The 17,871-nt window shown below is 63.5% G+C and carries 14 protein-coding genes; 5 read left to right on the top strand and 9 right to left on the bottom strand.

What is annotated here, in order from left to right; all coding sequences use genetic code 11:
- The 9 genes from ACVWZ7_RS02275 to ACVWZ7_RS02235 form a co-directional block, all read right to left on the bottom strand.
- A complete protein-coding gene (locus tag ACVWZ7_RS02275) occupies positions 1 to 831 on the bottom strand; it encodes an enoyl-CoA hydratase/isomerase family protein (RefSeq protein ID WP_456506833.1) in 831 nt (276 codons plus the stop codon).
- A complete protein-coding gene (locus tag ACVWZ7_RS02270; RefSeq protein WP_456506832.1) occupies positions 831 to 2,057 on the bottom strand; it encodes an acetyl-CoA C-acyltransferase in 1,227 nt (408 codons plus the stop codon). The genes ACVWZ7_RS02275 and ACVWZ7_RS02270 overlap by 1 nt, the downstream gene beginning before the upstream one ends.
- Positions 2,058 to 2,115: 58 nt before the next feature.
- Positions 2,116 to 3,318: an acyl-CoA dehydrogenase family protein gene (locus tag ACVWZ7_RS02265; protein WP_456506831.1), complete on the bottom strand. Its 1,203-nt coding sequence runs from the start codon at positions 3,316 to 3,318 to the stop codon at positions 2,116 to 2,118.
- Positions 3,315 to 4,643, bottom strand: coding sequence for a CaiB/BaiF CoA transferase family protein (locus ACVWZ7_RS02260; protein WP_456506830.1), 1,329 nt, complete (start codon positions 4,641 to 4,643; stop codon positions 3,315 to 3,317). The genes ACVWZ7_RS02265 and ACVWZ7_RS02260 overlap by 4 nt, the downstream gene beginning before the upstream one ends.
- Before the next feature lie 211 nt (positions 4,644 to 4,854).
- Positions 4,855 to 5,643, bottom strand: a complete 789-nt coding sequence (locus ACVWZ7_RS02255; RefSeq protein ID WP_456506829.1) for an SDR family NAD(P)-dependent oxidoreductase — start codon at positions 5,641 to 5,643, stop codon at positions 4,855 to 4,857.
- A 1,462-nt stretch (positions 5,644 to 7,105) separates the two neighbouring features.
- On the bottom strand, positions 7,106 to 8,350 hold the full coding sequence (locus ACVWZ7_RS02250; protein ID WP_456506828.1) for an MFS transporter: 1,245 nt from the start codon (positions 8,348 to 8,350) through the stop codon (positions 7,106 to 7,108).
- 65 nt (positions 8,351 to 8,415) lie between these two features.
- Positions 8,416 to 9,153, bottom strand: coding sequence for an IclR family transcriptional regulator (locus ACVWZ7_RS02245; protein WP_456506827.1), 738 nt, complete (start codon positions 9,151 to 9,153; stop codon positions 8,416 to 8,418).
- A 283-nt stretch (positions 9,154 to 9,436) separates the two neighbouring features.
- Positions 9,437 to 10,807 (bottom strand): NAD-dependent succinate-semialdehyde dehydrogenase, encoded by a 1,371-nt coding sequence (locus ACVWZ7_RS02240; RefSeq protein ID WP_456506826.1) that lies wholly within the window; start codon positions 10,805 to 10,807, stop codon positions 9,437 to 9,439.
- An 840-nt stretch (positions 10,808 to 11,647) separates the two neighbouring features.
- Positions 11,648 to 12,385 (bottom strand): IclR family transcriptional regulator, encoded by a 738-nt coding sequence (locus ACVWZ7_RS02235; protein ID WP_456506825.1) that lies wholly within the window; start codon positions 12,383 to 12,385, stop codon positions 11,648 to 11,650.
- Between the two features lie 91 nt (positions 12,386 to 12,476).
- Here ACVWZ7_RS02235 and ACVWZ7_RS02230 point away from each other — a divergent pair, with 91 nt between their 5' ends.
- The 5 genes from ACVWZ7_RS02230 to ACVWZ7_RS02210 are packed head-to-tail and all read left to right on the top strand — an operon-like array spanning position 12,477 to position 17,861.
- Positions 12,477 to 13,298: an ABC transporter ATP-binding protein gene (locus ACVWZ7_RS02230; protein WP_456506824.1), complete on the top strand. Its 822-nt coding sequence runs from the start codon at positions 12,477 to 12,479 to the stop codon at positions 13,296 to 13,298.
- Complete coding sequence (locus tag ACVWZ7_RS02225) at positions 13,295 to 14,188, top strand: ABC transporter permease (protein ID WP_456506818.1); 894 nt, start codon at positions 13,295 to 13,297, stop codon at positions 14,186 to 14,188. The genes ACVWZ7_RS02230 and ACVWZ7_RS02225 overlap by 4 nt, the downstream gene beginning before the upstream one ends.
- Positions 14,189 to 14,246: 58 nt before the next feature.
- On the top strand, positions 14,247 to 16,214 hold the full coding sequence (locus tag ACVWZ7_RS02220) for a flavin-containing monooxygenase (protein ID WP_456506823.1): 1,968 nt from the start codon (positions 14,247 to 14,249) through the stop codon (positions 16,212 to 16,214).
- Positions 16,198 to 17,049: an alpha/beta fold hydrolase gene (locus ACVWZ7_RS02215; protein WP_456506822.1), complete on the top strand. Its 852-nt coding sequence runs from the start codon at positions 16,198 to 16,200 to the stop codon at positions 17,047 to 17,049. The genes ACVWZ7_RS02220 and ACVWZ7_RS02215 overlap by 17 nt, the downstream gene beginning before the upstream one ends.
- Entirely contained in the window at positions 17,046 to 17,861 is an 816-nt protein-coding gene (locus tag ACVWZ7_RS02210) for an SDR family NAD(P)-dependent oxidoreductase (protein ID WP_456506821.1), read from the top strand. Before ACVWZ7_RS02215 ends, ACVWZ7_RS02210 begins: the two co-directional genes overlap by 4 nt.
- Positions 17,862 to 17,871: the final 10 nt, after the last annotated feature.

The raw sequence follows: 17,871 nt of genomic DNA, 5'->3' as shown, positions 1-17,871 counted from the left end.
CTACTTCTTCCTGTCCAGGAACTGCTGCATGCGGTCATATTTGGCCTGGGATTCAAAGAGCATGCCCTGAGCCAGCGTGTCGATGAGGGGGTGGACCTCCCGCGGGGAGTGGTAAACGGCCTTCGTCAGGCGCACCGCGAGGGGGTCCTGACGCGCGATCCGGTCTGCCAGGGAGTGGGCTGCCGCCAGGAGTTTCCCGGGTTCAGCCAGTTCTGAAATCAGCCCGGCCTTAAGGCACTCCTCGCCTGTCAGGATGCGGCCGGCGAGGAGGATCTCCTTGGACAGCGGTTCTCCGACGAGTTCGCGAAGCCGCCACGTGGCACCCGCCGCGGCCATGATTCCCAGGCCGGTCTCCGGGTTGCCCAGGCGCAACGCGGCCGTGCCGATCCGGAAGTCAGCGGCGTAGGCCAGCTCCGCGCCCCCGCCCAGGGCGAATCCGTCGAGGGTCGCGATAACCGGCATGGGCAGCTTCGCGATGCGTTCAAAGAGCGAGGAGTTGATGCCTGCCAGAGCGTCATCCCGACGGCGTTCGCGTAGTTGGGCGATGTCGGCGCCGGAAGCGAAGACGGCCTTCATTCCCGTCTCCTGGTTCTCCGGTGTTCCCGACAGGATAAAAATCTTGGGCGCCGCTTCCAGGTGCGCGCAGACGATGTGAAGCTCGCGGACCATGTTCGCATCGATCGCGTTGCGCACCTCCGGGCGGTGCAGGCGGACGTGGATGCGGTCATCATCCTCGGAAACCAGGAGTGCAGTGAAGGCGGTGGCGTCGAGATCCGCGGATTTCTGGTCGGGCGAAGTGCCCAACCCGTCGTGGGTTTGCTGAGTGCTCATTACACTCCCTCCAGAAGGAGGGCGGTGCCCTGGCCGACGCCGACGCACATCGTTGCCAGGCCGAGCTTGCGGACGTTGCCGGCCAGTTCACGTTCCATGCGCCCGAGCAGGGTGACGACAAGCCGGGACCCCGAGGAGCCGAGCGGGTGTCCCAGGGCGATCGCGCCGCCGTCGGCGTTGACGGTGTCCTGGTCCAGCTTGAGTTCGCGCATGACCGCCAGCGACTGCGAGGCGAAGGCCTCGTTGAGTTCCACGGCACCCAGATCACGCACAGTCAGGCCGGCGCGTTCAAGCACCTTGCGCGTCGCAGGGATGGGGCCGATTCCCATGATCTCCGGAGCCACACCGGCAGAACCCCCTTCGAGGATTCGGGCCCGCGGCGTCAGCCCGTACCTCTTCACCGCCGCCTCGGAAGCAATGACGATTGCGGAGGCGCCGTCGTTGAGGGAGGACGCGTTGCCCGCGGTGACTACGGAGCCGCCCTTGACGACGGGTCGGAGCCCGGAGAGGACCTCCATGGTGGTCCCGGACCGAGGACCTTCGTCGGTGTCGACGACGGTTTGGACACCCTTGCGCCCGGTGATGGTGACCGGAACTGTTTCCGCGGTAAAGCGGCCGGCCGCGATGGCCGACAGCGCGCGTTCGTGCGAGCGGACGGCGAAGGCGTCGCAGTCGTCCCGGGACGTGCCGAAGACGCGGGCCACTTCCTCAGCCGTTTCCGGCATCGAGAATGATGCCTTGCCGTCGCGGGAGTGCTGTCCTGTGAGGAAGGCGGGATTGACGAAACGCCATCCGATGGATGTGTCCACGATGTCTCCAGGCTTGGCGAAGGCCTTGTCGGGTTTCTCCATGACCCACGGGGCGCGGCTCATGGATTCGACGCCCCCGGCGACCACGATGTCTGCAGCGCCGGCCTTGATCATATGGCCGGCCATGATGATGGCGGACAGGCCTGAGGCGCACAGGCGGTTGACGGTGATGCCGGGCACGCTGTCCGGGTAGCCCGCCAACAGCCAGGCCATGCGGGCGACGTTGCGGTTTTCCTCTCCGGCACCGTTGGCGTTGCCGAGGATCACTTCGTCCACCACGCCAGGGTCAATGCCGGCGCGTTCGACGGCGGCCCGCACGGTCAGTGCCGCGAGGTCGTCCGGCCGGATGGAGGAGAGCGCGCCGCCGTAGCGGCCGACGGGTGTCCGGGCGCCGCCGATCAGAAAGGCTTCAGCCATGTTTGGGTTCCTTTATTCGTTTCGCTGTCCGGGTTGGTCAGTGGCAGGATCAGCCGGTTCAGTTGAAGGCGGAGATGCCGGTGATGTCGCGGCCGACAATCAGGGCCTGCATGGAGTCGGTGCCCTCATAGGTGGAGACAACTTCCATGTCGGTCATGTGGCGGATGACGTGGTTTTCCAGGAGCAGTCCGTTGCCGCCCAGCAGGTCCCTGGCCTCGTTGCAGATCCACTTGCCTTTCTGGGAGGTGGCCATCTTGACCATTGAGGCCTGGGCGTTGGTGAGCTGGCCCCGGTCCGCCAGTTCGGCCATGCGCGTGCACAGCAACTGCATCGTGGTGAGTTCGCTCAGCATGTTCGCCAGCCGGGACTGGACCAGCTGGTAGGACGCGATGGGTTTGCCGAACTGGTGACGCGTCTGGGCATAGTCGGCGGCGATTTCGAAAGCCGCCATGGCGTGCCCGACGGCCTCCCAGGCGGCACCGCCGCGGGTTGCCTGGAGGACGCGGGAAACGTCGCGGAAGGAGTGGCACCCTTCCAGCCGGCTGCTGGCCGGTAGGTGCATCTCGTCGATGACGATGTCGGCCTGGAGAATGGCGCGTTTGCCCACTTTGCCGGTGATCACGGTGGGGGAGTAGCCGGCGGGGTACCGGCCGTCGTCGTCCTTTTCAATGACGAAGGCGTTGACGTTTCCGTCGTCGGTGTTGCGGGCGAACAGGACGATGACATCGGCCACATGCCCGTTGCCGATCCAGCGCTTGTGGCCGTTGAGGACCCAGTGGTCCCCGTCGCGCCGGGCCCGGGTTTCCAGGGCGACGGAGTCCGAGCCGTGGTCGGGCTCGGTCAGTGCGAAGGCGCCGGTCTTTTCAATTCTGGCCAGGGCGGGGAGCCAGCGTTCCCGCTGCTCGGCGCTGCCGAGAATGTTGAGGGCGCCCATGCACAGGTTGGAGTGGATGCCGAGGAAGGTGTTGAGGCTGCCGTCTGCGCGGGCCATTTCGCGGGCCACCATGCCGGCGGCTTTGCGGCTCATTCCGGGGCATCCGTAGCCCTGGATCGTGGTGCCGATAATGCCCAGTTCGGCCAGCGGCGGCAGCAGTTCCGCCGGGAATTCGGCCTTTTCCCAGTAGTCGTTGATGACTGGCAGGACACGCTGTTCGGCGAACTCGCGGACCTTGTTCCGGATTCCGATCTCCTCGGGGGTGAGGTCGTCATCCAGGCGGAAGTAATCTGACGTCGCGCTCTGGCGGTCGGTGGTGGTGGTCATTGAACTTTCCCTTGTTGAGCCTGCTTGAATTTCGGTGATACCGGCGACGGCGGGTTGGGGTTCCGGGGTGCCGATCGAAGCCATTCGAGAATTGGCTCGCGGTGCGCGTCGTGATCCGGTGGGATGAGGTCGTAGCTGACAGGAGTTTCCGAGAACGTGATGGGGTTGCGGATCCCAGGCAGGGTCTCAGTGCCAACACCGACGTCGACGACGGGATTCAGCCCTATTCGCTCGGCGAATTCAAGGCCTTGTCCGACGTCGTTGATCGGGGCACAGGGGATTCGCGCCTCCGTGAGGACCTCGAACCATTCGGACGAGCTGCGGCTTCCGAGCGCTTCCTGCAGCAACGGCCGCAGCTCTTCACGGTTCAGGCTGCGCTGGTGAGCTGTTGAAAACCGGGCATCGTCGCTAAGGGCCGCCACATCCAGAGCCAGGCACAGCCGGCTGAATTGGGGATCGTTGCCGATGGCGATGACGATGTCGCCGTCCCGTGTGGCCAGCGGCTCATAGGGGTAGATGCTGGGGTGCTCGTTGCCGAGCCTTGTGGGAACGCTGCCACTGAGCAGGTAGCCCGCTGTCTGGTTCACCATCCCGGAGAGCGCGGAGGACAGCAGGTTGACTTCGATCCGTTGGCCCCGCCCGCTGCGTTGACGCTCCTGGAGCGCCGCGAGGATCCCGATGGCTGCGTGCAGGCCGGTGATCACGTCAAAAACGGCTACGCCGGAGCGGAACGCCGGTGTATCCGGCGCTCCGGTAAGGCTCATCAGGCCGGACGACGCCTGAACCAGCAGGTCATATCCGGGCAGCGAGGCCCCGCCGGCCGTTCCAAATCCGGTGATGGAGGCATAGATGACCTTGGGGTTCCCCGCTGCGACCGAATCGTAGTCGAGGCCAAACCGGTCCAGCCCGTACGGTTTGAAATTCTCCACCACGACGTCCGCCCGCCTGGCGATATCCTGGGCGATGTCCCGGTCCTCCGGATCCTGGAGATCCAGGCTGATCGATCCCTTGTTCCGGTTGATCGACAGGTAGTACGTCGACTGGCCGTCGCGGACCGGAGGCTTCCAAGTGCGCGTTTCGTCGCCGTCGGGGCTCTCGATCTTCACCACGGTTGCGCCCATATCCGCCAGCAGCATGGTGCAATAGGGGCCAGCCAGCACTCGCCCGAAGTCCGCGATGAGCAACCCGGACAGAGGTCCGGTACCAGTACGGCCGAACATATCTGACGTGGAGGGCCGCTCCTCGCTGGTGAGGGACTGCTCCCGCGCGGCCTCGGATCCGGCATCCTGCGGCCAGGCAGTCCTGGGGCTTGTTTCAGTCGTCACGGCTCTCCTCGGAATCGTCGTCGATGCATTCAACGATGCCACCGGAATTACCTCCAGTCCAATACTTATTAGAGTGAGTATTGTTGCTTCAGAGGTAATAATCGAACCGAGTTCTCCCTTCTGTTGAAATCAGGAGAAAACACGCCAAGCACCCCGGAAGTTGTCCGGGGTGCTTGGTCGGCTGATCTCTACGGCCGCATGGTTTAGTTCCTCAGACGAGGACCATCCCGCCGTCGATCATGACAACTTGGCCTGTCATGTAGTCGGAGTCCTCTGAGGCGAGGTAGAGGGCTGTGCCAGTCACGTCCTCAGGCGTCCCGGCGCGGCCGGCGAGAATGCCGCCCGAGAACTCGGCGAAGGCCTGCCCCGGCGCCGAGGTGTCCCCGAGTTCCATGAGGTCCAGATCGAGTTTGCGCCACAATGGCGTGTCGACCACGCCGGGAGCGAAAGCGTTGCACGTGATGCCGTGCTCAGCGAGTGCCCTTGCCGCCGCTTGCACCAGCGCGTTGACAGCGAACTTGCTCGCACAGTATGGCGCAAAGTTCGGGTAACCCTGGCGGCCTGCGATCGAAGACGTGAGAACCAGTTTGCCGCCCGTGCCTTGGGAGATCATCTGCTTTGCGGCCTCTTGCTGACAGATCAACGACCCGAGGCCGTTCACGTCCAGCGTCGAACGCCAGTTCTCCTCCGTCACGTCTAGGAAGTGCATCGGGCGGATAATGCCGGCGATTGAAAACATCACGTCCAGGCCGCCGTATGCTTCCACTCCTGCGGCGACGGCAGCTGCGACGTCCTCTCTGTTCACGACATTCCCTGAAGCCGCGATGACCGTCCCGCCCGCAGCTGTGAGTTCATCACTTGTTTCTGCGGCTGCCTCGGCGTTGAGGTCGAAAATTGTTAACCTTGCTCCTTCTGCGGCCAAGCGCCGGGCAACAGCCCGCCCCATACCGCTTCCCGCTCCCGTAATGAGGATCCGCTTGCCGTCAACACGTCCTGCCATGAACTAACCTCCTTGTTATTCGAGGTCCGAGGGGGCGCATAACACATGAGGGGCGCCGACACCGGACCGCGCACCATTCGTTTCTTGTCATTCGCCGGACAGGCGTCTTTGCTGCATCCGGGATTGCGTTGCGGTGTTTCTAAGGTAGGCGGCGTGACTTATCGAAGGGAAATACCTATTTTGGGTCCCATTGATACCCCGCATGCATAGATATCGAATTGTGGCGCACGCCGCCTCCCGCCGGTCGCGATCGAGCAGATCAGGCAGGCCGCGGTTTATGTATCTGCCGAGCTCTCAGAGCAACATGATCAGCACCCGCTTCGGCTGGTCACAGACGGCCAGCATGCTGCGCCGGGCTTGCGGTGCCCAGGACACTGCGTTCGCGGCGTCCCTTCCCGTGGGTCTGGTCTGCCCAGGCATAGCCTCTTGCGCTGCGAAATCAAGGACGCGCTGTAATGGCCCGCATGAATTTCTTGACCCTACTCACCAAGCCGGCTGGAACACCGGTCAAGCCTGCGCCGGCGAGGAAGGATGGGAAGGAAGCGCGTCAGTCAAGGCCGGTTGCCGTGGCTGGACCGGACACGGCGGCGGGATGGCCGCCCAGGGCGTCCACCCTCTAATCCTGTGCGGAGAGCAGCGGACGCCCGTCAGGTGCGTTTGCCTGCGGATATTCTCGTTCAAGGCTGTGCGGGACCACGCATTGTCAGCTGCTTCTCGTGCGTACCGACCCCTATTACTCGCCGCCGGCCGGGGCCTGTCCGCGGGACCAGCTGGCTGTGCCCATGCCGTCAATGGCTTCGCGTGTCTGTGACGCTGGTACCGGTGGGGATGCTCTGAGGGACTCCAATTGATGCTCTTGTTGTGGTCGATCAGTCATCCCAATCCGTAGTTGGACCACGGTGATCAACAGCATGCTTTTCCACCTGGTCGTCCTCGTTGACCTGGCGCGTCATCAGAAAGCCGCATCAACGGCGATGGGCGGGATCCGCGAGGTCGGACCGAAGCCGACGGTGAGGCTGGCCTGTACAGGGTCCCACGGAAAATAGTTTCGGCGATCGTGCGGCTTGACTGAAAAGCCTCGAGCGGGAATTCCGGGCCGTACGACATTGTGTGTGGCTGGTACTCGGCGCACGATGAGGGCCCAACTATCCAGCCGGCACGGCTAATAGCGGTCCAAAGCCCGTAGGAGTGAGATAGTTTGGGCGTTGGTGTCGTGCACCAGGAAGTTACCCACGCCGTTGCTGCCAATCGCGTATGTCTCGCATCCTCGTCTGCCCATATGCAGGGTGATCATGCCGGTATCCAGGCAGCCGAAAATTTTCAAGTTCTAAGAGAAGACCCCGGTTCTTCCGCACCGGGCTGCTCACACCCGGTACTTTGCTGTGAAAAGACAGAGCCTTCAAAGGGCGGTTTGCAGGGGCGTTCTCCAGCCGACTGATCGTAGCGCTCCGGCGGCGAAGGGTCAGGTTCCTGCGGTCATGACTTCCGCCCGGCGTATTTTCGCCGCGTCATATTGGGGGCGTATGAAGACTGCGGCGATGATGCCGGCAAAGACGAGTAGGAGGCCGTTGAGGGTGAACGCGGTGTTATAGCCGCTGACGGGGTCTGCTGCGCCCTCGACAACGCGCCCGACGAAGTATGGGGCGATAGCTGCGGAGAGGGTATATAGGGCGACGTACGTACCCAGAACGCCGCCACGCTGGACGCTGGGCGCGATTTCGGCGTTGATGGTCAGTGTGATCGGGAAGATGGGGGTGCCGAGTCCAAAAGCTAGTGCGAGCAGGATGATCTGCAGCGGACCGGCGGGGGCGGCGACCAGGAGAAGCATGGCCACGCCGGCGAGGAATGTGCAGGCACCGCCGAGCACCCCGCGGGCGATGCGGCTAGATACTCCGCGGCGCATCATGGCCTGCGTAATGAATCCCTGGGCCACCTGTGCTGCGCCGAAGAAGGCCCAAGGGACGATGACTAGGGAACCGGCGGCGGCTTGGCTGTAGCCCAGAGCGTCTTGCAGGTACAGCGGCACCCAGGAAGTAAGTACGGCCAGTGTCCAGTAGACGGCGAAGCCGGCGAAGAGGCTGGAGAGCCAAGTGCCGGTGGCGAAGATTCGCAGGTAGGGCACTTTTGTTGTGGGTCCGCTCTTGGGCTCGGCGGCGGCCAGCGCGGTGGAAGGCAGGGGAGTTTCTTCCCGTTCAGGGCCCTCCCGTCCGATCCGGGCCCAGACGGTGGCCCAGGCTAGGCCGACGATGGCCAGGGCGAGGAAGGCCGAGCGCCAACCGTGGTTGATGATCAGCCAGGTCAGAAGGGGAGAGGCAACGATCACCCCCAGCGGGGCACCCACGGTCAGCAGCGAGGTGGCCACGCCGCGATCTCTGTCGGAGAACCATTTGTGCAGGGCATGGGCGGCTACTGGGTAGGCAGGCCCTTCGGCGGCGCCGAGAACGACCCGGCTGGCGAACAACATTGCGAAGGTGGCGCTCAGGAGAATCGGGATCTGGGCCACCGACCAGAGGGCCGCCATGATGAGCAGCAGCCATTTGGTACGAATTCGGTTGGCCATGAAGCCACCCAGCATCGCCGAAGCGCAGAAGACGAAGAAAAAGCCGCTGGAGACAAGCCCGTACTGGGACGGCGTGATGCCCATTTCCTGCATAAGGGGAGCCGCAGCCAAGCCCAGGACGGCCTTGTCGGCAAAGTTGAGCATCATGAAGAGGACCAATAGTGTCGTTATGCTCCAGGCTTGCCGCCGGGGCCTGGTTTCCGTTGTTGGAGTCATAAGGAGTGCTCCACAACGCTCGCTTGGATCCTCTCGATACATTCTTTGACAAGGATCCCGAACTTCGGCATCACCCGGGAAGGCATGCGGAATGCCGGCGCGGACAAGGCTACCGCCGCCACGCGGCGCTTGTCGTGATCTGTTATGGGCATGGCGAGGGAATTAACTCCGCGCTCGGCACGGCCGATGGAGACGGCATAGGGCCTAATGATTTGGAGCGACGCGTGAAATTCTGCAATGGTCTGTGCGCCGGAGTCAGCCGGAGGGCCATCTGGGTAGATGGCGGCAAGTTCATCTACGTTCATCCCTCCGAGGAACAGCTGCCCCGCTCCGGAGATATGCGCAGGAATCAGGACGCCAACCCGGCTGCCAACACGGAGCGACTGCGATCCCTCGACGGAATCGATGATCCTAACCACGCGACCCTCTGGCGCAATCAGGTGTGCAGTCTCGTCTGTCTTTTCTACTAGCCACTCGAGATGCGGCCGGGCGACCGGCGCGAGGGATTCTGCCGTAAGCGTTCTGTGCCCGCGTTGCAAGGGGCTGAGCGCATAGGACCTGTCGCTGTCCTGGATGGCGAATCCGTGTTCCCTCAGCGTCGCGAGCAGGCGGTGTGCAGTCGAACGGGCTACCCCCAACTCGTCTGCAGCATCGCTGACGCGGAGAACATCACGCTCCTGCAAGAGACGCAAAAGGACAAGCGCGTTACCAACCGAAGATGCATTATTCGACATACAGGAATTGTATCCTAAGAGAATTCCTTGTCTTAGAATTGGACCGATGCCGGTCCATCCCGGTAGAACTTGGGGAATCGGATCATAAGGGAACCTGCTTATGACACTTTCCCTTCCAGCAATCCCTGGGCATGTGCGGTTCGGGCGCCCAAGACCGGGATGCCGATACCCTGGCACACGGACGTCCTGAATAGTGCCAGGTTTCACTCTGGTGTTGGGCCACGAACGAACGTTGAACGGGCAGGCCCTTCGATCATCTGGCTTCCGTTACCCAGGTCTAGGGTTATGGAATCCGCACGAGTTTCTTGTTCGCGAATTCGTTGATCCCGTATTGAGCCAGTTCACGTCCGACGCCCGAACGCTTGACGCCGCCAAAAGGCAGGTCGGGTGCGCTCCGGCTAATGCTGTTGATCCAGACCATTCCGGTTTCAAGCTTGTCGGCGAGCTGCTGGGCCGCCTCAATGTCGGCGCTGTAGATGGAGCTGGACAGGCCATAAGGAGAATCGTTGGCCAGATCGATGGCAGCCTCGGGGGAGTCGACGTGGAAGACCACTGCCGCCGGGCCGAAAATCTCTTCCGAGTAGGCGCGCATCTGGGGTGTCACACCGGTAAGGACCGTCGCAGGGTAATACGCGCCCGGTCCGTCAGGGCCGGCACCGCCTGTGACGGCGGTTGCGCCCTTAGCGACAGCGTCCTGGACCAGCTCGTCAACTTCTTCGACGGCGGACTGGGAGGACAGCGGACCGAAGGTTGTTTTTGCGTCGGTGGGGTCACCCGGCGCGATCCGGGACATGGCATCGGTGTAGCGGCGCAGGAATTCGTCGTAGACGTCACCGACGATGATGAAGCGCTTGGAAGCTGTGCAGGCCTGACCGCCGTTATACATGCGGCCGGAAACGGCGCCGGCCACGGCCTTGTCCAGATCGGCATCCGGCAGCACGATGAACGGGTCTGAACCGCCCAGCTCCAGCACATACTTCTTCAGGTGGCGTCCGGCAACCTCTGCGACGGCGGACCCGGCCTTCTCGGACCCTGTCAGGGAGACGCCCTGGACCCGCGGGTCGGCGATCATTGTGGCGATCTGGCCGCTGGTGGCAAACGCGTTGATATAGACGTCGGCCGGCAGGCCGGCATCGCGGAGGACTGCCTCGATGGCCAGCGCCGACTGCGGGCAATTGCGGGAGTGCTTCAGGATGACCGTGTTGCCGAGCACAATGTTCGGCGCGGCGAAACGGGCCACCTGGTAATACGGGAAGTTCCACGGCATGATGCCAACAAGAGGCCCAACGGCTTCGGTGCGAACCACAGCCCTGCCGGGCCCCATGACGTCCAGGGGCTCCTCGCGGAGGAAGAGTTCGGCATTATCCGCGTAGTAGTCATAGATGGAGGCAACGAGGGCAACCTCGGCCTTGGCCTCCGCCGTCGTCTTTCCTACCTCAAGGGTCAGCAGGGCGGCCAGCTGGTCGGAGCGTTCGCGGTGTAGTACGGCGACCCGGCTCAGGATAACAGCGCGTTCGACCAAGGGAACTGAGCGCCATTCACGGTATTCCGTGAAGGAACGCTTCAGTACGTCCTGTACGTCCTCATCGCTGAGTGACGGGAACTCGGCAACGCGTTCTCCGGTTGCTGGGTTTGTGGTCGCGTAGTTACTCATCGTCCGGAGCTCTTTCTGAAGGCAAAGCATTGTCTTAACCAACACGCTCCCAGCTGCCGGCCATGCAGTCCAATACTTAGGGCATAAAATTCGACATAGCGGAATATTTCGATTCAAGTATTCCTACCGATCGAATTCAGGATTTGCAGTTGACCTCGCAAACGAGGCAGCAAGGGAGCTGAGCGTGTCTTCAACTGTTCGATCCGTTTAGCCTCAGGCCTTTGGGGATTCCCAACCGCGCCGATGTCGCCACTGTGCATGTACTCGGCGTGGAGCGGAGGCACTCAAGCCGAGGTGTCCCTTGGAGTGGCAGCTGACGCACCTCCCCAGCCGAATTTGCAGGGGGAGATGGCCTCATTGTGGTTTGAGGCCACGGCTGTCCTTTTCGATGGTCGGATTACGCCGTGGGACCTCGGACTGTGGAACGCCGAGCAAGAAATAGCCCTCGGCCGGATAGCCAATAGCATCCGCGAACACGGTGCAGTGGCGGGCACCAGGGGAACTAAGCCGGGAATAGATCCTCGCGTTTGTGGAGGACTTTGCCGCGGCCGCCAGGCGTGCACTGGTGGTGGACGCTGTCAGGGCGCTATGGCCTGCGGAACTTCCCGTCTTTTCCGCCCCTGACTTTTTGTCCGTAAACCCAAGCGATGCGCGGGAACGGTGGTCTCTGGCAGACAGCGTACGCCTGGCCGGGCGCGGGGCGTAGACCTCCTCGATGTATGGTCGGGCGGGCTCGTCCCTGATGCACGTATGTCCACGCAGTAAGGCTATGCAGTGAAAACGCGCCTCCGGGCGTTCCAGCGAACCGCCAGCTTATTCCGCTATACGAAACCAGCGGACCTATTCGTGTTCGAGGACGCTGGCCTGAATCCGCTGGACGCATTCCTTGACAAGGGCGGCCACCCCCGGCATCCCCTGGGGAGGCATGCGGAATGCCGGTGCGGACAGGGCGACTGCGGCCACACGTCGCTTGTTGTGGTCTGTTACCAGCATGGCGAGTGAATTGACTCCGCGCTCGGCTTGGCCAAACGAAATCGCGTAGGGCCTGTTGCCTTGGAGGGACGCGTGAAATTCCGCGATGGTCTGTGCCCCGGAACCCGGCGGAGGACCATCGGTGTAGATGGCGGCAAGTTCTTCGGGGGATAACGCGCCGAGGAAGAGCAGGCCCGCTGCGGCGACATGAGCCGGCAACAGGACGCCAACCCGGCTGCCGACGCGAAGCCCCTGTGATCCCTCGATGGAATCGATGACCCGAACCATGCGCCCCTCCGGGGCGATGAGGTGTGCAGTCTCGTCGGTCCTCGACACAAGCCACTCAAGGTGCGGCCGGGCAATCGGCACGAGGGTTTCCGCTGTGAGCATTCCGTGCCCCAGCCGTTGCCGGGGATCGAGGGCGTACGATCTGTCGCCGTCCTGGACGGCGAAGCCATGCTCCCTCAGGCTCGCGAGGAGGCGGTGCGCGGTCGACCGGGCTACTCCCAACTCGCTGGCAGCATCGCTGACGCGGAGGAATTCACGCTCCTGCAGGAGGCGCAGAAGGGCAAGAGCATTACCAACCGAGGATGAACTGTTCGACATAGCGGAATTCTATCGCAAAAGTATTCCTGTGAGACGAATCACGGTCCTACAGTCGGAGGGAAGTCAAAGCAACGCAGCAAAGGAGCTGAGCGTGTCTTTACAAGTTGACCGACCCGCACCGTCCGTAACCGGCCGGTTTTCGGGTGATGAGATTGTGGTGGATCGGGTGTCGCAGTCGTTCCGGTCGCCGGATGGTGGTTCGGTGTTGGCGTTGGATACGACGAGCCTGAGGGTTGCGCCGGGTGAGTTTGTGTGTCTGGTGGGTCCGTCCGGCTGCGGCAAGACCACGGTGCTGAACATGGTTGCCGGCCTGGTGCAGCCCACGGAGGGTGAGGTGACCCTGGCGGGGGAGCCGATCCGGGAGGGGAACCATGATGTGGGTTACCTGCTGGCACGGGACGGCCTGTTGCCGTGGCGTACTGCGGTGGCGAACGTGGCGTTGCCCTTGGAGTTGCGCGGGACCGCCAAGCGCGAGGCGCGGGACCGCGCTGCTGAGGTGCTCGATTCGGTCGGGCTCGGAAAATTCCTGAAGTCCTATCCGTCCCAGCTCTCGCACGGGATGCGCCAGCGTACGGCGTTGGCACGGACGCTGGTCAGCCATCCGGGCACGATCCTGATGGACGAGCCGTTCTCGGCGCTGGACGCGGAAACACGGATGCGGCTGCAGGGGGTGTTCCTGCAGCGGTGGGAAGAGCAGAAGAGTTCGGTCCTGTTCGTCACCCACGATCTCGCCGAGGCGATCGTGATGGCCGACCGGGTCCTGGTGTTCTCGTCCCGTCCGGGAAAGATCATTGCCGAGTTCCGGATCGATCTTCCGCGGCCGCGCAACGTGCTCGAGCTGCAGTCCAGCAGCACCTACCACAAGTACTACCAGGACATCTGGTCCGTGTTCCGCGAGGAGTTGGCATCATGACCGTCAAGAACGCACCCGGGCCCCAGATAATGGCACCGCCGAGCAGCCGGCCGGACCCGCCCCGGGAAGGACGGTCCGGGCAGCGGCCCAGGTCCTCCGGGGCGTCCCTGCGCTCCACCGTGATCCCGCGCCGGCATTATGTGTGGGCTGTGCCGCTGGGGTGGATCATCCTGGGCGTGATCATGTTCGGTTCCTGGGAGCTGCTGGTCCTCAACCACACGCTGAACCCGATCTACGTGGGCCAGCCCTCGGCCATCGTGACTGCCTTGTGGGCATCGCTGGGTACTGATCTGGTCACGGTCCACGCTGTTTCGACCTTCACCGGGGCGATCGCCGGGTGGGCGCTGGCCTCCGTCGCCGGGGTGCTCGCGGCCCTGGCGCTGGCGGCCTCACCGTTCATGCTGCGCGTCATCGAGCCGTACCTGACAGCCATCAACGCGCTGCCGCGCGTTGCCCTGGCCCCGATCTTCCTGCTTTGGTTCGGGATCGGCGTGGAGTCCAAGATCGCCCTGGCCTTCAGCCTGGCCTTCTTCGTGGTGTTCTCCAACACCCTCGCCGGTGTGCAGAGCGCGGACGGGGACCGGCTGCTGATGGCCCGGGTGCTGGGCGCAAAGAAGCACGAGACCTTCACCAAATTCATCCTCCCCGGCGCCGTGCCAGGGATCTTCACCGGCCTGGAACTGGGCTTCATCTTCGGGATGCTCGCCACCGTGGCCGGGGAAATGATCGCCGGCCAAAGCGGCCTGGGCGTCCGGCTGCAATACTTCGCCGCGGCCTTCCGCATGGACCAGTACTTCGCGACCCTGATCATCCTCGTGGCCGGCACCATGCTCATCTCCTGGTGCCTGCGCACCATCCGCACCAAACTCCTCCGCTGGCAAAACAACTAAGACATCCCCAAGACATCCCCTCTATCCGGGCACGCTTGTGCCCGGAGAAGGAACGGCTATGACCATCCAAGCAAATTTCAAGGCCATGTCCCACGATGAGCTGCTCCGCAAGCTCTCACACACCGACCCCACCGCGCTCCTGCTGGCACTCGTGGAAATGACCGGTGACGTCACTCTGCTCCATGAATGCCGGGCCTACATCACCGGACCAACGTCGGCCGACGCGAAGTTCCCTGACCAGGTCCTGAACCGGCTCCGCGAACGCATGGCGAGTGTCCTCACCGAAACCGGCGGTGCGCATCCGGATGCCCCGGCTAGCGGCGAGGTCTTCGATTCACTCGCTGACACCGTCGCCGGACGGGAGATGGCGGGCCACGAGAAACGGGTCATCCTGAAGGAAATGGGGCTGCTCAGCGACGCCTTTGTCGATTGGAGCTCGGTCCGCCCGGAGTCGGCCGATGACTTCTCGGTCACCATCATCGGAGCCGGCATGTCCGGCATCGCGACGGCGATCCACCTCAAGCGCATGGGCATCCCTTTCCACATCTACGACTCCAATGACGAAGCCGGCGGGACATGGGCGGTCAATACCTACCCAGGTTGCGGCGTTGACATCGCAAGCCACTACTTTTCCTTTTCCTTTGCCCGCAGGCAGGACTGGAACCGGTACTACGCCAAGCAGCCGGAAATCCTCGCCTACATCCAGGAATGCGTCCGCATATTCGGCCTTGAGGAACACATCTCCTTCGGTGTCCGCATCGGCTCCGCTTCCTACGACGAGACCACCGCGGAGTGGGTCCTCGAAACCATCACTGGGGCGCGCACGCAGACGATCCGCACAAACGTCCTGGTCAGCGGAATCGGCCAGCTCAGCGTGCCCGCCGTTCCGGACCTCCCGGGCCGCGGAAACTTCCGCGGCAAGGCATTCCACTCCGCAGAATGGGATCACTCCGCTGACCTGACCGGCAAGAAGGTAGTGCTCGTGGGCAACGGCGCCAGCGCCAACCAGATCGGTCCGGCCATTGCTCCGCTCGTCGACACGCTGACCGTCCTGCAGCGCAGCCCGCAGTGGGTGGTCGGCGTTCCGGGATACCTGGAAGACGTGCCGGAGTTCGAGAAGTGGGTCCTGGGGAATGTTCCTGCCTACGAACGCTGGTTCCGAGCGCGGACCATGCTCTCCATGAATGACGTGATGCGCCCGGCTGCCCTCGTGGACCCGGCTTGGGACCACCCCGACGGCACCATCAGTCAGGCCAACCAGGCTCTTCGTGAACGCCTCCTGCGCTACATCTCCGATGAGCTGGGCGAACGCCAGGACCTCCTGGAAGCTTTGGTTCCCACCTTCCCGCCGCTGATGAAGCGGATGCTGCGGGACAACGGCTGGGTCCGGATGTTCCGGCGCCAGAACGTGGAGCTCGTGAACGCCCGGGCACTGGAATTCACCGAGACGGGCGTGATTGACGGGGACGGGCGGGCACACGACGCCGACATCGTTGTCTTCGCGACCGGGTTCAAGGCGGCACGGATGCTCTCCTCCGTGGACTTCGCAGGCAAGGGAGGCGTGACCATCCGCGACGTCTGGGGCGACGAGGACCCCCGTGCGTACCTGGGCATCACCGTCCCGGACTTCCCGAACCTCTTCGTCCTGTACGGGCCCAACACAAACGTGGGGGTCGGCGGCAGCATCTTCTTCCAGGCCGAAGCGCAGAGTGGCTACATCGCGACCATTATTCGGGACATGATCGAACGTGGTATCACCAGCGCAGAGGTGAAGCGCGAAGTATTCGAGGACTACAACGCACGCATGGATGCGGAGCTGGAGAAGATGATCTGGACCGTGCCCACCGGCTCCACGTGGTACCGGAATTCGAAGGGACGCGTCACAGCGAACATGCCCTGGACGTCCGCGGACTACTGGCAGATGACGTCCGAGGCCAGCCTGGAGAGCTACGACGTCGAGCCGTCGCCTATCGGCCTGCCGGTCCCTGCCAGTGAGGCGGCGCAGACCAATGCAGCCCACGCCTGACCCGGTGCTCCCCACGAAATTCATCGAGACCAGCACCCCGGAAGCGGGGGTTTCCCCGTCCACGGGCGTGGTCTTCATCCACGGGCTGGGAGGCAATTCCAACGTCCATTTTCCGCTCCGGAGCGCCATCCAGTCCGGGTATCCGACGGTCTCGATTGATCTCACCGGCCTCGGCCGGAGCAACGGGCGCGGGCCACAGGGGTTCGGGGACTGGATTATCGACGTCGAAAACGCCATCGCGAAGCTGGGGGAAGTCGACAGCGTCATCCTCGTCGGGCATTCGTTGGGAACGCTCATTGCCAGACATGTGGCAGCCCAGGAGCCGCGGGTCCGGGGGATGGTGCTCTTCGCACCGATCGCCGGACCCGAACTTTCCCAGCGGCCGGCATTTGCAGCCAGAGCAGCCGCCGCGCGGGCTAACGGGATGGCGAGCGTCGCGCACGATTTCGGCTTGGCCGCCCTAAGCCCGCACACGCTGAAGTCCCGTCCTGTGGCCGTGACACTCGTGCGCGAGTTCCTCATGGGACAGGACGCCGATCGCTACGCCGAGTGCTGCGCGGCGATCAGCGAAGCCGGTGAAGCCGCTCCTCCGGAGGACCAGGACTGCTCGGTCCTCCTGGTCCGCGGTGCCGACGACGCCATCTCCACGGCCCAGGAAGTCGCCGCATGCGAGGCGGCACTGCTGCCGGCGCGCACGGAGACCGTTGTCCTGAAGAACGTCGCCCACTGGCCGACAGTGGAGGATCCCGAATCCTCCATCGCAGTCTTACAAAGGTTCCTGGCCGAAACGGCCGCATCCTCTCACCCCGTTACATCAGGATTGGAAAGAAAATGAAGCCTCTTGAGGGAAAAGTTGCCATCGTCACCGGAGCAGCCCGCGGGCTGGGCCTCGACTACGCCAAGCGCCTGGCCCAGATGGGCGCCCATATCGCCATCAGCGACCTCAACCTGGACTCCGCGTCCGAGTACGAGGCCGAAAAGAGCCAGCTCGTGGACGGCAGCCTGGAAAAGACACTCGCCCAGTACGGTACCGAGGTCTTCATGAAGCAGGTCGACGCAACCGACGAGGAGGCGACCAAGGCGTTCGCCGACGACGTCTACGCGAAGTGGGGCCGCATCGACGTCGCCGTCTGTAACGCCGGGGGAGGCGGGGATTTCTCGGCCGCGCAACCCACACAAATCGTGGACGAGTCGATGAAGGCAACGTTTGCCCGGAACTTCTACTCCACCGTGTACACCGCCGGTGCGGTGGCCCCTTACATGAAGCAGCAGCAGTCCGGGAAAATCATCACGATCTCGTCGTTCACAGGCGTGATGGCCCTGGGCGAGGGCCACGGCGCCGACTACGCAGTGGCCAAGGGGGCGGTGGCCCACTACACGCGCTGCCTCGCCCAGGAGCTCGGGCCCCATGGTGTCAATGCCAACGCCATTGCTCCCGGTTTCATCGCCACCGGCCAGTTCAAGGAACGCCTCGGCGCAGCTGATCCCGAACGCCTCAAGCAATGGACCCAGATGAGTGCGCTGCGCCGGCTGGGACGGCCCGAGGATTGCACCAACGTCGTCGAGTTCCTCGCCAGTCCACTGTCCGATTTCGTCTCCGGCCAGGTCATCTGCGTCGACGGCGGAATACTCCGCGGAGCGAGCTAGTCAGCTGCCC

Source organism: Arthrobacter sp. TE12232 (assembly GCF_054062615.1).
Note: the sequence above shows the minus strand (reverse complement) of the source record. Positions and strands in the feature narration are given on the sequence as shown.

Coding starts and splice junctions, on each gene's coding strand:
- ACVWZ7_RS02275 (WP_456506833.1), bottom strand. CDS start 831: ATGAGCACTCAGCAAACCCACGACGGGTTGGGCACTTCGCCCGACCAG.
- ACVWZ7_RS02270 (WP_456506832.1), bottom strand. CDS start 2,057: ATGGCTGAAGCCTTTCTGATCGGCGGCGCCCGGACACCCGTCGGCCGC.
- ACVWZ7_RS02265 (WP_456506831.1), bottom strand. CDS start 3,318: ATGACCACCACCACCGACCGCCAGAGCGCGACGTCAGATTACTTCCGC.
- ACVWZ7_RS02255 (WP_456506829.1), bottom strand. CDS start 5,643: ATGGCAGGACGTGTTGACGGCAAGCGGATCCTCATTACGGGAGCGGGA.
- ACVWZ7_RS02250 (WP_456506828.1), bottom strand. CDS start 8,350: ATGATGCTCAACTTTGCCGACAAGGCCGTCCTGGGCTTGGCTGCGGCT.
- ACVWZ7_RS02245 (WP_456506827.1), bottom strand. CDS start 9,153: ATGTCGAATAATGCATCTTCGGTTGGTAACGCGCTTGTCCTTTTGCGT.
- ACVWZ7_RS02240 (WP_456506826.1), bottom strand. CDS start 10,807: ATGAGTAACTACGCGACCACAAACCCAGCAACCGGAGAACGCGTTGCC.
- ACVWZ7_RS02235 (WP_456506825.1), bottom strand. CDS start 12,385: ATGTCGAACAGTTCATCCTCGGTTGGTAATGCTCTTGCCCTTCTGCGC.
- ACVWZ7_RS02225 (WP_456506818.1), top strand. CDS start 13,295: ATGACCGTCAAGAACGCACCCGGGCCCCAGATAATGGCACCGCCGAGC.
- ACVWZ7_RS02220 (WP_456506823.1), top strand. CDS start 14,247: ATGACCATCCAAGCAAATTTCAAGGCCATGTCCCACGATGAGCTGCTC.
- ACVWZ7_RS02215 (WP_456506822.1), top strand. CDS start 16,198: ATGCAGCCCACGCCTGACCCGGTGCTCCCCACGAAATTCATCGAGACC.
- ACVWZ7_RS02210 (WP_456506821.1), top strand. CDS start 17,046: ATGAAGCCTCTTGAGGGAAAAGTTGCCATCGTCACCGGAGCAGCCCGC.